General features: G+C 43.6%; 9 protein-coding genes and 1 pseudogene. 3 read left to right on the forward strand and 7 right to left on the reverse strand.

Annotation, left to right across the window (positions count from 1 at the left end; all coding sequences use genetic code 11):
* The first annotated feature begins 392 nt into the window (after positions 1-392).
* From INE92_RS13400 to INE92_RS13410, 3 genes and pseudogenes are all read left to right on the forward strand, one after another.
* Positions 393-2,102: a hypothetical protein gene (locus INE92_RS13400; RefSeq protein ID WP_008641252.1), complete on the forward strand. Its 1,710-nt coding sequence runs from the start codon at positions 393-395 to the stop codon at positions 2,100-2,102.
* Between the two features lie 157 nt (positions 2,103-2,259).
* Positions 2,260-2,442, forward strand: a pseudogene (locus INE92_RS27160) (hypothetical protein); the annotation flags it as partial.
* A gap of 3 nt (positions 2,443-2,445) precedes the next feature.
* Positions 2,446-3,882 carry a calcineurin-like phosphoesterase C-terminal domain-containing protein gene (locus INE92_RS13410; RefSeq protein ID WP_009038713.1) on the forward strand — a complete coding sequence of 479 codons (1,437 nt, stop codon included), beginning with the start codon at positions 2,446-2,448 and terminating at the stop codon, positions 3,880-3,882.
* 138 nt (positions 3,883-4,020) lie between these two features.
* Here the strand turns inward: INE92_RS13410 and INE92_RS13415 are convergent, their stop codons facing one another.
* Genes INE92_RS13415 through INE92_RS13445 form a run of 7 tightly spaced genes read right to left on the reverse strand, consistent with a single transcriptional unit; the run spans position 4,021 to position 16,827 of the window.
* Complete coding sequence (locus INE92_RS13415) at positions 4,021-5,136, reverse strand: acyltransferase family protein (RefSeq protein ID WP_008641250.1); 1,116 nt, start codon at positions 5,134-5,136, stop codon at positions 4,021-4,023.
* A gap of 21 nt (positions 5,137-5,157) precedes the next feature.
* Positions 5,158-6,786: a beta-N-acetylhexosaminidase gene (locus INE92_RS13420; protein ID WP_004317287.1), complete on the reverse strand. Its 1,629-nt coding sequence runs from the start codon at positions 6,784-6,786 to the stop codon at positions 5,158-5,160.
* A 21-nt stretch (positions 6,787-6,807) separates the two neighbouring features.
* Positions 6,808-9,318, reverse strand: coding sequence for a family 20 glycosylhydrolase (locus INE92_RS13425; RefSeq protein WP_004317285.1), 2,511 nt, complete (start codon positions 9,316-9,318; stop codon positions 6,808-6,810).
* A gap of 38 nt (positions 9,319-9,356) precedes the next feature.
* The gene (locus INE92_RS13430; RefSeq protein ID WP_008019510.1) at positions 9,357-10,739 is read right to left on the reverse strand and encodes a DUF5016 domain-containing protein; all 1,383 of its coding nucleotides are present in this window, start codon (positions 10,737-10,739) and stop codon (positions 9,357-9,359) included.
* Positions 10,740-10,772: 33 nt separating this feature from the next.
* Positions 10,773-12,248, reverse strand: a complete 1,476-nt coding sequence (locus tag INE92_RS13435; protein WP_004317283.1) for a RagB/SusD family nutrient uptake outer membrane protein — start codon at positions 12,246-12,248, stop codon at positions 10,773-10,775.
* 11 nt (positions 12,249-12,259) lie between these two features.
* Complete coding sequence (locus INE92_RS13440) at positions 12,260-15,502, reverse strand: TonB-dependent receptor (protein WP_008997776.1); 3,243 nt, start codon at positions 15,500-15,502, stop codon at positions 12,260-12,262.
* Between the two features lie 17 nt (positions 15,503-15,519).
* Complete coding sequence (locus INE92_RS13445; RefSeq protein ID WP_211421162.1) at positions 15,520-16,827, reverse strand: IS5 family transposase; 1,308 nt, start codon at positions 16,825-16,827, stop codon at positions 15,520-15,522.
* Positions 16,828-17,039: the final 212 nt, after the last annotated feature.

The following is a 17,039-nucleotide window of genomic DNA, read 5'->3' on the forward strand; positions in this document are numbered from 1 at the left end:
CTTGATAATAGAGTGGCAAATATAATGATAATTGAAGCATTACGGATGCACTATCCGATAAATTTGCCTGCCTTTTCCGTCATACCACCACTTTGTCACGAATGCAAACTTATATTTATCCAGTTGGACGTTACTCCAGTAGTCACGAAAGATTTCCGCAGGAACACCATTCTCGCTTGGTCTAAGAATAAAAAACAAAAGTTTGTAATTATTACCACATAAAGATTAAATGAATACTTAACGAACTATTGTTTTAATGAGGATGTAATCCTATTGAAATAAAAAAAATCTTACTTTGTAGCATGATTAAAAGACAAAAAGAGCAATTGTTTTAATTTCATATTATCTAATAGAGGATAATACTATTTATGTATCATTAAAATATCAAAATTATGGACACGAAAAAATTATTTCGATTATTATTCTTAGTGTTAGGATATTGCCTGACGATGACTTCATGTTCTGATGACAGTAAAACTGACTGGAATCTGGCCCCTTCATTAATAACTCGTTCAGTGGTAACGCCTGACTTCGATTGGGAAAATGCCGATTGGATGCCAACTCCTGCAGGATATGCACGAATACCGGTTCCTTGGATTGGAGCAGGGAGTTTGTCTTCATTTTATGAAACAGATATACTTAATGATTACAAATCTTTTGATGGGTGGGAGATGCTTTACAACGCTTTCAGTTCAGAGGCTTCTAGTATAGTAAATAATCCTTTCTTTGTATTGTATAATAAGTATCGAGGTACAATGAGAATATATTTATATATAACAACACCTTTCGTAGCAACTTCTTCGTATATACAAAATGGTATTTCTGTTATTTCTGCCAAGGAAACATCTATTTTAAATTTTTTAGGACAGCCAGTCCTAGATGCAGTGGCAAAAGATCAGAAAAGCTACGTACAACTACAGCCCGCCCCTATTGATGGTTCAATGCCATTAGCTACTAACAGATGGTATATGATGGAATATGAATTGGCATATGATCAAAATCTTTCTTCTATTCCTTATAATGAAATACGATTTAATTGGTTTTTGAATTACTATAGTGTTTCTAAAATATACTTAGATGGAAAAATGGAAGGAAAGCTTGATGCCATTCTAGGTCAAGGAGCAGTAGATCATTCAAATAAAATGGGAAACATATTACAATCTGATGAATTAAAATCAATAGGGACTGGAATTTTGGCTGGAATTGGACTAAATTCTTTAGAGAGGAACAAAATATCCGATGCTAAAGATGGACAATCAAATAATAAGTTAGGGCTAAAAAATGGGATTTTTAATGCGTTATATAATGGAGTGAGTTCTGCATTAAAGGGATCTACGTCTGGTCTGCCAGGACTTATAGTTGGATTTGTTAGTGGAATTGTGGGTGGAAGCAGCAATAAAGGAATAAATCCTCCGGTAAATTATCAATTGATGACTACAATTTCCTTGTCAGGTACAAGCACAAATAGCGGAGCATTTCCTTCAATGCCAATTTCATTTTGGTTACCAGGAACAGAAAATGTTATAAATGCAACAGGTTATGTTCCATTATATAATAAAATACTGGGAGTCGTGAATTTTAAAGGAAAGCCAGAAATAAAATCTCACGAACAATACTATGAATATCAAGGAGTTGATCCAGAATATGGTGATTATATCAATGAAGTTCATCGCATTGTCTTTGATACAAGTAAAGATTATTCACCTTACTTAGAATTTAATCCAGAAGTAAAGGCCATTGCCGATATACATGTAACAAATCAAGAAATCGTTTTATATTATAACAAAGAGGTTTTATGTAGATCTTTAAAGACATCGTATAATAATGAAAAATATACTTATTGGGAAGAGGGAGTTTATACAGATCACTGGAATACAGATTGGGCTAATTTTAATAAATATGCCGGAGATGTTTGTGTACGTTTTTCCATCAAAATACAACCTAAAAATGGTGCGCCAGTTTCTCATATAATAAAAACATTCAAATTAAAGGAAAATCGCACTTCTGAAGAGTTGGAGTCAATGCCTAATTATTTAAAGCCTAATTACAACGATTATAATTTAGAAAAAGATTATCATCTAATTTTAAAACCTAAAAAATAAAAACATGAAATAAGTTCCGAGTTCTTTGCCCACTTGTTGAAAGGATGAAACACGTTTTGCTTCCTAGTGTATATGTTGCAAGTCACCCTACACAACAGGACGAAAATTACATCGGTCTACCCAGCGGTTATCAAAGAACACTTCAACGACTACATCAGCACTGAAAAAGGAAGAAGTGAGCCGGGAAGTTGCTACATCCAACATGGCACACATTCTGGATTGTGCCAATGTGATGTGTTTCGACGATAACAGCAAGTCTTTCGAAGAGGCTGTAAAGTCGGCAGACGAACCGGAAGAGATTATCGCATTATTCAATCAAGTCACTCTAAGAAAGTTATAAGCAATGAAAAAAGTATGTAATAGAAATATGCTGTTTGCGGCAATCTTATGTCTCCAGCTAAATGTTGTTGCCGCTTTTGGTCAGACTGTTGTGAAAGGCAGTGTGAAAGATAACACAGGTAAGCCTGTCAGCGGTGTAGTAGTAACTGACGGTGCGCATTTTAAAACAACCGACGCGCAAGGAAACTATGTTTTGAACACCGATCCGGCACGTTATCCGATGGTTTACATCTCTACTCCGGCAGACTATGAGCTTCCTTCCAAAGAGGGTGTAGCCGACGGCTTCTATCAATATTTGGATGCGAAGAAAAGCGAGAATCAGTGCAACTTCGTTCTGACCAAACGGCAGAAGCCGGCGGATGAATTTGTATATATCGCCATTTCCGATCCGCAAGTGAGGAACGAGAAACAACTGAACCGCTTCCGCACAGAAACAGTGCCCGACCTGAAACAGACTGCCGACTCGCTAAAGAACTTCGAAATCGTTGGTATGGGACTGGGCGACCTTGTGTGGGATGCCATGAACTTATATGCTCCTTACCGGCAAGCCGTCTCTAATTTAGGTATCACAATGTTCCAACTAATGGGAAACCATGATTTCAACCTGCTCTACAAATCCATGACACAGACGGATCATCCGGCAGACGGATATGGGGAACAGAATTATTACCAGTCGTTCGGTCCGGCCAACTATTCATTCAACATTGGAAAAATCCATGTAATCGCAATGAAAGACATCGACTACGATGGTAATAAGAAATACACGGAACGATTCACACCGGAAGATCTGGACTGGTTGAGAAAAGATTTAAGTTATGTGCCCGAAGGAAGCACCATATTCCTGAACGTACACGCTCCGGTAGCCAACAACACGGTATCGGCCGGTGGAAATGCACGCAACGCCAACGCGCTTTTCCAACTATTAAGACCGTATCAGGTTCATATTTTCTCGGGACACACACATTTCTATGAGAATCAGCAACCTGCGCCTACTATTTATGAACATAATATCGGAGCTGCCTGCGGTGCATGGTGGGCAGGACACGTGAACCGTTGCGGAGCGCCGAACGGTTATCTGGTGGTAGAAGTGAAAGGTGACGATGTGAAATGGCGTTACAAAGCGACAGGCTGTTCTCCCGATTATCAGTTCCGGCTCCACAAGCCGGGAGAATTTGAAAGCCAGAAAGACTATGTGGTAGCCAACATCTGGGATTGGGACAGAACGTATACAATAAACTGGTACGAAGACGGAGTATTGAAAGGTGCCATGCAGGCTTTTGATGATGAAGATCAGGATTATATCAACATGGTGAAAGGAAAGAAAACCGGCTATCATACACGGCATCTTTTCCGGGCACAGCCTGCGAAAGGTACGAAGTCTGTCAAAGTGGTGGTTAAGAATCGTTTCGGAGAAATATTCACGAAAGAGGTGAAATTGTAGGTTCTTCCAGTCTATTTATGGTTCCCCCGAATAATTTGTGAAAATTCAGTAGTATGAATAGAGTTTATACCGATTCATTACGAAAACCAACTTTCGAAAAGAATCGGTGTAAACTATCCTTTTTTCAGACCTGTCTTTTTATATCTTTATAAAGATCCGTTTTTTGTACAAGCCCCACACAATCAAATAATTGAATCCGATAAACAGAAGACCGTAAATCAGAGAGGCCAAATAAGCGTCGGGAAGAATAAGCAGGATGGAGGTATAAACCTTCCCTTGCAGACTAATTCCACTAACTGTGATAACCTCGAGTAGAGTAGCCAACACGCCGGCCACCACATAGATGAACAACGGATTCGTGCCAAAAACATGGAAAGGATACGCCCATTTCTGTTTTTTACGAATATCAATAAGCCAGGTGAGAAGCACAAGAAATAAAGAAGCAAAACCACAGGTTACCAAGACAAAAGTCGGACTCCATACTTTTTTATTCAACGGGCAACCGTAACTAAGCAACCATCCGGCAAATAAAAGAACAATACCAAGTATGGATATCTGTAACAACCGGTGATGAATTTCTGTCTTCTCCCGCAAGATATTTCCGCAGAAATAACCTATTATCACTTGCGCAATACACGGCAAGGTACTTAACAGCCCTTCCGGATCGAAAAAGATACGTCCGCCGTCCGGCAACCACTCCCGATACAGATGAGTTTCTCCGAACAATGTTCGGTCTGTAACGGCAATAATATTCTGCTCGGATAGTTCAAAGCCGTTCCCCAAAGCCAACAAGACAATATAGCCTATCAGAATAATCGCGGAGATCCATGCCAGATTTGCCGGACGCCGGACACTCATAATCAACAAGGAACCAAAGAAGTAAGCTAACGCCAGTCGTTGCAACACACCTAGAATACGTATCTGTGAGAAAGGCTGTTCCACCCCCGCACACACCAACGAAAACCAGGAAAGGAAAAGTCCCAACAAGAACAAAATCACTGTGCGCCGCACCAGTTTGGTGATAAAGCTACGGCTGAAGTGATGGTCGAACCTGGATAAGGCAAAGCTCATAGAAACACCCATGATAAACATAAAGAATGGGAAGACCAGGTCTGTCGGTGTCAGTCCGTTCCATTCTGCATGCCGCAAGGGCGCATAAACAGATTCCCACGTCCCGGGGTTGTTCACCAAAATCATTCCGACAATGGTGATTCCCCGAAGCACGTCTAATGAAAGTAAACGTTCTGATTTCATATCGTTCTGATGACACCGGGATTAAATAAATCCCGGTTTGGTGAAGTAAAATCCATTCTCATTCAACCATTTAACATGCCATTTCAGGCGATTGGTGAAATCAATCCAGTTGCGGTCACTTCCCCACGCCAATTCTGAAAAGGCCTGAAGAGAAGGGAAAACATGCTGACCGAACTTCCGCTCATTGGGAATCATTTCCGTCCAGACACAGGCTTGGAAGCCTAATACATTCTGCTTCACAATACTAGGAAACTGGGGTTCGAACTCGAAGTTATACAAAGAACTTAACCCTTCGTCCGAAGGCGTTGCGCTCAAATAGAAACGAGACCACTCCATAAATACAATCGGATAACCTTTCTGGGTAATCTTTCCCGGCTGGTCGGGCAGCCAGTCACGCCAATAGGTATAGATCAGGTCTTGTGGATCTTTCTCAAGAAAAGCATCGTCCCATCCCATCACTTTCTTACCTTTACCCTTCACATAGTTCGTCATTATCTTCACAAAGCGGTTTTGCAATTCATCCACTTTCTGATAACCTTCCTGTTGCATCAACTGCTGACAGACTTCACACTGCTCCCAATTATCCTTTTCCACCTCGTCAGCTCCTATATGAAAATACTCCGAAGGGAAGATTTCAACCATTTCATCAATGATAGATTGCACAAACTGATAGTTTTCCGGCCGGGAAGGGCAAATAGGATAAGAAAATTCTTCTCCCCAACCAGCTTCTCCCGTACACGACAGTTCGGGATACACTTTGATAGCCGCCGAGAAATGCCCTGGCATATCTATTTCGGGAACAATATCAATACCTCTTTCCAATGCGTAACTCACCAAGCCTTTCATCTCTTCTTGTGTATAATGACCACCATATTGCGAACCATTTCTCACAAAACGAGGATCTATCTCGTAGTTATAATCTTGTTGGGAAAGCTCTACGCATCTCTTGTCATACTCGTCGAAGTCACGCCAGCTTCCCTCCTGCGTCAGTAAAGGATATTTTTTCACTTCGATGCGCCAGCCCTGATCGTCGGTCAAATGCAAGTGGAGCTTGTTTATCTTGTAGAAAGACAAACAGTCTATCACCTTTTTCAGATAGTCAACTGTAAACATGTGCCGTACCACATCGATATGGAATCCGCGCCAGTCGTATTTGGGAGCATCCTTTATATCTACCATCGGAAGATATTTCGAGTTTCCCGAAGTGAAGAAATTAGCTTGTTCGAGTGCTTGCCTCAACGTCTGGATTCCCCAAAGAAGTCCGGTTTCCGTTGAATAATAGATGCAGGCTCCCTCTTTGGTTACGGTCAGACGATAGGCTTCTTTGGCCAGATCAGATTCTTGTTTCACCCGGATAAAGGCATGATCGTTGGAAGCGTCACTCGCGGAAAGAGACAGTTTCTCTTCCAGTGTGGATTTCAACAGTTGTGACGTAGAAGCCGGAATATTCTGGCTAACAGTCACATTCTGCGGAAGAGTGACCACCGATTCTTTATAATCAACTCTTTCCGGCAAAGGCATTACCGACAGGCGGGTCGGTACCCGTTCCGGATACCCTCCATTATCATTGTCATTGCACGACAACGATGTGATCGCACCTATTCCCAACAGGAATAATATACCGCTTCTTTTTATCTTATCATAGTTCATAACTTGTCTACTTTTTGTGGATTAATTTACTTTGAGAGTGCTTGTCACACTTTCTTTGTTTAAATAAAACAGTTTAGCTTTCACAACCGAAGCATCACAGGCTATGGGAGCTTCCCAAAGCGCTGAATCAAGAGTTGGTTCCGCTCCATCGGTCGTATAGCGTATCTCCCCTCCCCGGATGGGAGTGTTGGCATAGAGCTTGCCTTCTTTGAGGCAAAGTCCGGGGTGAGGCAAACGGAAGTTAATGTTTCGGGACGCCCAATGGGGCATTTCCTTCTCACTCGCTTTCGAATAGAACAAAGCCAGCGCTTTGTTGAAAGCCTGCTGTTCTTTCTCTCTTGCCAGCATACTCCAAGCGGGAAAAGCATTCCACCCGCGTTCTACCAGTCCGAGGATTTTAGGGAAGGTATAATATTCCACCCACTTGAAATCACGGATCGTTTCTGCAAACAATTGCGCTTGTACTCCTTGGATACGCTCCTTGCCGGATGCGGTCAAAACTGTTTTTCCTCTTTCCGCAATACCTAAATCGACCGGATTGCCAGCCATATCAGTACGCGAAGAGCGATAGATGTGATATGGAAGCATGGAAAAGCCTTTAGATTCATCCACATATCCGGCCCACGAGAGCCCTCTTTCATCGGGATGAGCATCATAGGCCAAATCCAGATAGAAGTTGTTCACGTTGCAGAGGATCACCGGATACCCTTTGTTGGCTACCTGATAAGGTATTTCGTCCGCTTCCCATTCGGGAACTGTATTCCAGCAATATACTCCTGCCGCAAGCCTGTTCAAATGGAGGTCGGTAGCCTCCGAATGTCCCAACGCTGCTTCCTGCCAGCCACTGAACTGCACATGATATTGTTGCAGATAGTCTGCCATCTTCGTGATGTAGTATTCGGACAGTTCATGCGCACTCGTCATTCCATGTTCATCCATAAACGCCCGGCAGACAGGCGAACCCATCCAAGCTCCATCAGGCACTTCATCGCCTCCCAAGTGAATGGTAGTCAAAGGTACCTCCGCTTCTTCATACATAACCATCAGCTCACGAATCACTTTTTCCATAAACCGATAGGTGGAGGGTAATGCCACATTCATCACGTTATCCGTATAAGACTGTGCGGAAACATAGCGGGAAGTATCTTGAGCGTCACTCAACAAATATTCGACAGCCTTTTCAGGATCGGTGTTTATATATTTATGATAACGTGCTTTCATGGACACAATTGCCGCCCGTGCATGCCCTGGAGACTCTATTTCCGGGATCACACGCACATGTCTTTGAGCTGCATAACGCAATAAATCTATAAACTCTTCACGAGTATAATATCCGTTACCGGAGGTAGGCGCAGACGGATCATAGTTGCCATCGTAGCCCGGATACAAACATTCCAGTTCATCCGTGGTGTGTCCCCGACGTGCACCGACCGAGGTTAGTTCTTCCAAACCGGGAATCTGAAGACGCCAACCTTCATCATCCGAAAAGTGGAAATGCAGCACGTTCAGTTTATAAGAAGAGATGGCGTCTATCAGCTTCTTTAATTGGTCTGCCGTCGTGAAGTTTCTGGCAATATCCAGCATTTGTCCGCGATACGGCAAGTCGGGATAGTCACGGATAGATACAGCTTCCAAACGGAACGGTTTCTCTTGTCCTTTCAAGAGAGAGAGCAAGGTTTGCGTGCCATTGAAAATGCCGTGTGACGTAGGAGCTGAAATATTTATCAGACTATTTCCTGTGTCCATCCGGTAGTATTCGTCATTCGTAGCCGTCTCCTGTTGCGGCAAATAATCCAGATGAACCGTTACCGGTGCTTCGGAAATGACTTCCAACCCATAAAGTGTTTCCAATTTTTCTTTCAACAATCCTGCTTCGTTGGCAAAATCGGGATGAAAAGTCAGTCTCACCTTATTTTCTATGATAACGTTTTCTTTACCGATAGCCGGAAACGCTTCCTTTACTGACGGGAAAATATCAGTTTGTTGCAACTTGGCAGTAGTTTCTAACGCCAAGTTTGAAGCATATATCTTATCAGGTGCGGGATACCAGTCTTCCGTCTCCATTCCTTGTAGCGGCTGTATGGTCAGTTCGACAGGCAAGGGAGTACCTTGCTTGCCGCCTGCCTGACTCACCCAGTAAGTACCTTCGGGAGCATATGACAGTTTTTTCAGTCCGTTGGTACAACAGAACGTCACAATCAGCGAATCTCCCGGTGCCAATGGCTGGAAGTTTTCCGCCGGATACATCCGGAAGAAGTTCGCATTTACGACCTCTACCTTGACCGATGCAGATTCGTCTTGAAGAATCTCACGAGGCAACTGCGAATAATAGATGATCCAGTCCTTTCCCAAAGGAACATCTGATATATTCTTCAGGATAAATGAGTTCTCATAGTAACCGGGCTGCACTTCGGCAGCTCCCATCTCCCAAGTCAATGACACGGGGGCTTTCGCCCCGTCAGCCGATTTACAGCCAGTCATGAACAGCAGGAGACACAGACTTCCCCCTATCATATATAGTATATTTCTCATAGGCTTTCCTATTTTTCTATATATCACTCTTTCAGACATTAATCACTCAATCGTTCGATGTGCAATGTTTCTTTGCCTACTCCCTGCGAAGTATCGAAAGTCAGACGGTAATAGCCAGGTACGAAGCCGTCGCCACTCGTTATTCCATTGGAAGCCGATATTTCAATTCCATCCGTATCACCGGACAACGAACCTGCTTGCAACTCCATACCTTTATCTTTATTCCATTGCAAATCGCTGTAAATTTCGATTTCGAAAGACTCCCATTCATGAGTGTTACTCAAATACACAGTAGTTTGATATTTTTGTTCACCAATCGGCACAATATATCCCAACTGTGATATATCTTCCAAATTCCAGCCTCCGCTATTGTAAGCCTCGTTCCAGACAGGAGCACAAGTGAATCCGTGTCCTACCAACCAGAAACAAGTAGGTGCGGTATCACTCATCCGTGCAACCCAAATATAATTGAATTTAGAAGAATAGTATATTTCCCAAGTTCCCGATTTGCGCAGGAAGGTAAACTTACCATTGTCCGGATTATAACTAAAGAAGTCGCGGTTGTAAGCATGTTCCACATCTTCAAATCCACTCATTTCAAATTCTTCACCTTGAGTAAAACTAATCTGGGCACGGAAAAATCCTTCACTGGCTATCAACTCGGTTTCTTTAATTTTCAGGTTCTTCTGGAAACCGACGACACCCAGTTTAAAAGTCATCACGTCGAAAGTGATCTGTTCAACAAACCAATCCCGGTAATCAAAGGCAAAGCTGGGTCCCGACGCTTCAATAAGGACAGCTGTATTACTCTTTTCAGCAGCTCCCCAAATCAATTCCGCATCGTCCAATGATTCCGTAGTGGAAATTTTTCCGGTTAGCTCCATCGGATAGCCCTCTTCCGAGCCGGAAACTTCCGTCAGATACAGATAAGGATTCTCTGCGCTCCGGGTCATTTCTACCACCTCACCGTTATAGTGAAGATAGAGCACTTCCGGAATCTGTGGACGGACGATATGGAAATCAAACGTTTGAGTGACTTCACTACCTTCCACATTGATGGCAGTCAATACTACTTTAGCCTCCTGATTCTCTTCCAAGTCAGCCTCAAACGGGATATAAATTCCTTTCTCAACAATCGACACATCAGTGCCTTTCGTACGAATCGACTGCGAACTTACCAAGGTTTCACCCACCATCAATTTCACTTCCAGCGTAGACAAAGGAGTCTCCGGATCGTGGATTTTTACAGAGAAATAAAGAGAATCGGCAGCAGGAGTCTGATCGGTAGTCGAGAATTGTAGTCCTGATAGTTCAGGACATGAATATGGATACTTCACCCGACCATCTTCTTCGCTACATGAAGCCAGCCAGCAAACGGTTAGCCCCAGCAACCATAAAAACAGATTATTGTGTTTCATCATTTTTTCTTTTAAAATTTTACGTTCCTCTTTTCATTAATAACCTTCATTTTGAGTCAGATTGGTGTTTTTATCTTTCTCTCCTTGAGGAATCGGCCACAACTGCCGGAAAGCCTGCAAACCTGCAAACAGCAATCTGCCATCTTTGTCTTTATGTTTCTGCATCACTTCCAGCAAACGGTTATTACGTACCAGGTCAAACCAACGCTGACCTTCCATATACAACTCCAATTGACGTTCATTCTCTACCGCCAAGCGGCCCCTAGCCTGTCCCATATTCTCATCCAGAGAAGAGGGAGCAAAGCCCGCACGTTCTCTAATGCCGTTCACGATTCGAATCGCTTCCGGAGTGCGGTCTAACTCTACCAGTGCTTCGGCTTTCAACAGGAGTATATCCGCCAATCGCATCAGAATAATGTTGGAAGTCTTCTCGCGAATTTTATAAGACAACGGATAACTGTCCGCCGGCCAATAGGTGTCATAAGGAACCGATTTCCAAAGGATACTGGATGCATAACGGGTATCTTTCTCCTTGTCGAATTTAGCAACCAAGTCATGAGTAGGCGTACAATAACGTCTCCAGGTCACCGAACCGTCGTCTTCTTTCAGCAACACCCAATAAGCCCAGTTGGGAGCATCAGAGGTGTAATAGACTTCAAAGATACTTTCGGAAGAGAATTTCTTGTCAGGTTGCCACAACTCATCAAAGTTGCCGACCAGCGTATAACCCTCTGCTATCACTTTGTCGCAAGCTTCAACCACTTTGGCATAGTCGCGTGTTGATTTCTCTCCTCTGGTTGCCAACACCTTGGCACGCAAAGCATAAGCGGCGCCTTTGGTGGCCTGGAAAACTCCTTTATTTTTGCTTACCAGGTAACGAATGGTATTTTCTTCGTTCAGATCATCCAGTATCTGGTCGTAGATTTTATCTGCGACAGAACGTTCAGGATACATCACCGGATACCATTTATCCAGATTCTCGGCTGTAATGGTCGGAATCAAATCCAACACCATCGGAGCGTCTCCCCATAAACGGACGATATCGAAATAGGCCCATGCCCGCAAGAATTTTGCTTCTGCGATGACCCGATTACGCTCTTCTGCTACGGTAGAGGCAGGATCCATCATTTTCGTATTTTCAATCACACTGGTTGCAGTGCCAGCCATTGAATAATACTGTGACCAGACCAATTCTACCTTATAATTGGTAGAAGTCAGCTTCAACAAATCAAATTCTTGTTCGGCCACGCCGTCTCCACCAATATAGCAATTATCGGATTGTACATCTCCAATGGTGTAATTTTCCGACTGGAATATATCTGCCTTAAAGCTTTCATACGCACCTTGCAACTCGGCTTGCGCATCTGCCAGACTTCCGTATTTAGACTCCTGATCTTCCGTTCCGGTACCCTCCTGCATAAAATCCGATTGCGGTTTCTCATCCAGAAAATTACTGCATGAAACGACTAAGACGCAGAGTACGACATAAGCTAACTTTATTATGTTTTTCATTTTCGCACCTATTAAAATTCAACATTCAAACCAAAAATTACCGCCCTCGATTGAGGATAAGTACCATAGTCCACTCCTTGGGCAACGGAGTCGCCGCCAAAAGCATTTACTTCAGGATCGTATCCCTTGTATTTTGTCAACGTGAAAAGATTCTGTCCGGTGACGTAAGCCTGCAATCTGGACAGATGTATTTTATTCAACCATTTCTTAGGGAAATTATAGGACAAAGTGACTGTTTTCAAGCGCAAATAAGATCCGTCTTCTACAAAACGGGAGGAGTTGTGATTGTTCTCTGTATTACCAACGCGGGGGACATTGGTAATCATACCCGGTCGTTTCCAACGATCCAATACACGAACCGACTGGTTTCTAAAGTCGGTCATACCTTCCATATCGATGCGTGACGCATTAAAAATTTTATTGCCCTGACTTCCCTGCAAGAAAACAGACAGGTCGAAGCCGGCATACGAGAATGTATTCGTCATACCATATATGAACTTAGGCTGGGCATTTCCCAAGGTAGTGCGATCTTCCGGATCGATAAAGCCGTTACCATTCAGGTCACGATAGATGATATTTCCAGTTTCCGGATCGACGCCTTCTGATATATATCCAAAGAATGTTCCCAATGGAAGACCTTCTTTCAGGATGACAGCTTTCTCCTTGGATTCATACATTTCAGCATAATAATAGACTTTATTCAAGCCGAGCTTCGTCAACTTATTCCGGTTGAAAGAGATATTGAAATCGGTATTCCACTGGAAGTTGCCTTTCAAATTCTGGGAAGAGACAGTGAACTCCATACCTTTATTCACCATTTCACCATCGTTTCTTGTCACACTGCTTGGCACTACATTCTCCGGCAGGCTGACTGTCAGTAGTAAGTCGGTTGTTTTTTTGTAGTAAGCGTCCACCGAGAAGGATAAACGGGAATCAAACATTGTCAGGTCGAGACCCAGATTCCACTGGCTTGTTTTTTCCCAAGTCAGTTCTTTATTGGCTGCCGAACCGGGTCTGATGGCAAGTCCTGGATATAAGTTACCTTCTGAAACCGGCAGTTTACTAGCACTCATGGAAGCCATGTAAGCGTAGTTTCCAAAACCGCCCTGGTTACCGTTCATACCCCATCCGGCACGTAGCTTCAAATCGGTTACGATGTTTTGCAAAGGTTGCATAAACTTTTCGCTTGAAATTCTCCAACCTGCCGAAACAGAAGGAAAAGTACCCCAACGGTGTCCCGGAGCAAAACGGGAAGAACCGTCGGCACGGAAGTTGACCGTCAGCAAATAACGGCTGTCATAATTGTACGCTATGCGACCTAAAAAAGAGGCCAGCGTCCATGCGGAGGCGGAAGAACCACAAGCGTCTTTATCCAACTGATTGGCGGCACTGATGGAATGAATATCAGGATAAGACTCCGCCAGATCGAAACCAGCCATCCAGGATGCGTTATATTGTGCACGCTGTTGGGTGGCTCCTCCCAAGATGGAAAGGTTATGTTTGTTGAAGGAACAATCATAGGTTAGCAAATTCTCAAACAGCCATTCGAAGTTTCGTGAGAAACTCTCTTCCACACGTCCTTTTGTACCGCGTCCGTCCGAAGTTGAAATCGGGTCCAGATAATAATCCCAGTGTTCATTAGTCAGTTCAATGCCAAAAGTTGTTTTGAATTTCAGACCTTTGTATATATCAACCGTAAAGCCGAGCGAACCATTAATATGATCTGTATTCGTGTTGCTGTCCGCAGCATTGGCAGCCAGCGGATTCAGAATACGTGCACCATAAGCCTGTTCGTCGTATTCGTTCGGATCATACGGGTTCCACTTCTGCATAAACGGAGGAGTATTCACTACGGACAAGATGGAACCGGCACGCAAAGAACTGCGGCTTTCGTTCACCCATTGTCCTCCTGTATGCGAATACGCAAAGTTGAGTGCCATCTTTAACCATTTTGTCTGCTCACTATCCAAATTCGCACGGAAATTATACCGGTTGAAATGTGCTTTCTCCACAATACCTTGTTCATCGGAATAACCTCCGGATACAAAATATTGTAATTTCTCGGTTCCATTTGCCACGGATAATTGATAGTTCTGATTAACACCCGTACCGAAGAATAAATCAGTCCAGTCCACATAGCGTGTTTCATTTTCAGGAATATTGGGAGCAACATCCGAAACTGCTTTCAAGTCTTTCATCAAGTCTTTATATTGCTCTGTATTCAAGGCGTCTATCTTCTTCCCTAATTTAGAAAAACCCACATAAGCACTCATTTTCACCTGCGGTGCACCGATCTTTCCCCTCTTGGTCGTAATCAACACCACTCCGTTTGCCGCACGTGCTCCATAAATAGCTGCTGATGAAGCATCTTTCAGGATTTGCATACTTTCAATATCGTTCGGACTGATATTCGAAATATCATCCGACGGCAAACCATCTACCACATACAACGGCTCATTGGATGCCTGCACGGAAGTAGCACCTCTCACCCGGATGGTCACCCCGGAACCCGGCATACCCGATGGCTGCACAACTTGAATACCGGCTGCTTTTCCCTGAATGGCTTGTGCGGCTGTCATGATCGGACGTTCTTCAATATCTGCCGTAGAAACCACAGATACTGCCGTCGTAATATCTTTCCGTTTCATAGAACCGTATCCCACCACGACAACTTCTTCCAGCACTTGCGAATCTTCGCTCAAAGACACATTATAGATGTTCTGTTTATTGACCGTATGAGACTGGGAAACGTAACCGATATAGGAGAAACTGATTTTTGCCCCTATGGGAGCTTCCAAAGAGAAACGTCCGTCGATGTCAGTAGCGGTCCCAATATTCTCTCCTTCCACTCTCACGGTAACACCAATCAAAGGTTCCCCCCTCCGATCGGCTACAACACCGGTTATTGTTTTCTTATCTCCTTTCTGGGAGGCGTTTTGTTCGGTTTTCAGGGTAAGCACTACTTGCTTGCCCGATTCTATCTTATAACTAATAGGTGACCCTTTGAAAACTTTTTCTAAAACCGAATCGATACTTTCATTGTCCACTTTCAATGAAATCTTTTGATCCAATCCGGGAAGCTTATCCGTATAAAAGAAGCTGTAATCAGCCTTCTTCTCAATTACTCGTATCGTCTGGCGTATTGTCTGATTCTTTACAGAGAAAGTGATCTGCGCACTTACCTCTTGAGACACAAACAACAAGATATAACAGAACATAACAAGCCTTAATATGATATGTAATTGTTTTCTCATTAGTAATTAGTCGTCCCTTAAAAAGTACTCATCTGCGGGATATTGCAAGAAAACAGTGTCCCGCAGATTTTTTCAACAAGTAGCCAAAGAACCCTCATGGCTCTTTTGAAGTTGTACGCTGCTGCGGCTAAGAGCAGATTGACAACATCCCCGAACACACCTTTATAAAAGTTGCGTCCTAAACGAAAGTCTGATTTCAAATGCCCGATAGTCGGCTCTATTCCTGCACGCTTGCAGAATAGCTTATGTTTCTTCTTGCGTGTGTAATAACTGTCTTTCCTGTTTGGAACATCGGGTATCAGTATCCCGGTGCCGCCCACCTCTTTCTTTCCTCTGTACCCCCTGTCCCCGGCCAACTTCCTGATCTTCTTTCCGGTAATGCGTTCCACCTGCCTGAGGGATTCTTCAATGGTATGCCCGTCATATTCATTCCGGAAAGACTTGGCACCCAGTATGACACCGGTAATTGAGCGGACGATTGAAACCTTGTTGCCGAACTCGTATTTCTTATGTTCTTTCCCCTTGCTGATACACTGCACCTCCGGTTCATGCAGGGAATAGATTTTCCCGGGAGAATTGCGCTTCTGTGAAAGCACCCGCTCAAAGAGGTCGAGCAGGGAGTCGTAGCCGTGGTTTTCTTTCAGGTTGCGCCTCAGTTCCCTGACAAGCCTTCCCGCAATGGTGCGCAGCCGCTTGTCCGCTTTCAGGGCCTTGCCACGGTTCTTGGGGTGGTTACGGAAACGCTGGTCACGGTAGATCTTCTTGAGGACAAAGGTATAGCTCTGGCGCAAAGGAAGCCCTAAGGATTTTACGACAGACAACACTTTGCGGACTATCTTTTTATGCAACTTCGCATCCGTGGGATAAGTCACGTTCTTTTCCTGTACCGTGGAATCGATGAAGGCCGTGCAGTGATGGTCCGGGCCGTCGTCCTCCTGATTGACGCGGATACTTTCTGACAGAATCAGTTCCATGCCATTTTCTCCGACACGCTTACGGAAGTGTACCAGTTCGCTTGCATTGCAGGGATAGGAAGGCGTGAATTCCAACATACCGCAAAAGTACTGGTAATAAGCATTCTCGCTCCATTGTTCAACAACCGATTCATCGGACAGGTTACGCACGTGCTTAAGAATCAGAAGTCCGCACATCAGGCGGATGGGTTTGGCCGGACGACCGTTGACGGCACAGTATAGCGGGGAGAAAGCTTCTTCAAAACGGCGCCAGTCTATCTTATTGGCAAGCAGGTATAAGGGATGCCTGGGATTCAGCTGGTCTGTCAAAGAGCTGAACAAGGAGGGCTGAGGGGGGGGCTTGTTTATCATAATAATCTGCAAGTTTTCAACCATAAAGATACAAAAACTTGCAGATATATCAAAGCAATTTATATATTAATATGTTGATTATTAGGCGTAAAAGCACATTCTAAGGGGCGACTAATTAGCTTTAAATTCTTTAAAATATAAGTCTGAAAATCAGACTTTTTATTATCTTTGTGAAATCGTGATGCAAAAAGGATTCCCTTTCCCTTATCCGC

Origin of the sequence: Bacteroides xylanisolvens (assembly GCF_018289135.1) — a bacterium.
GTDB classification, from domain to species: Bacteria; Bacteroidota; Bacteroidia; order Bacteroidales; family Bacteroidaceae; genus Bacteroides; species Bacteroides xylanisolvens.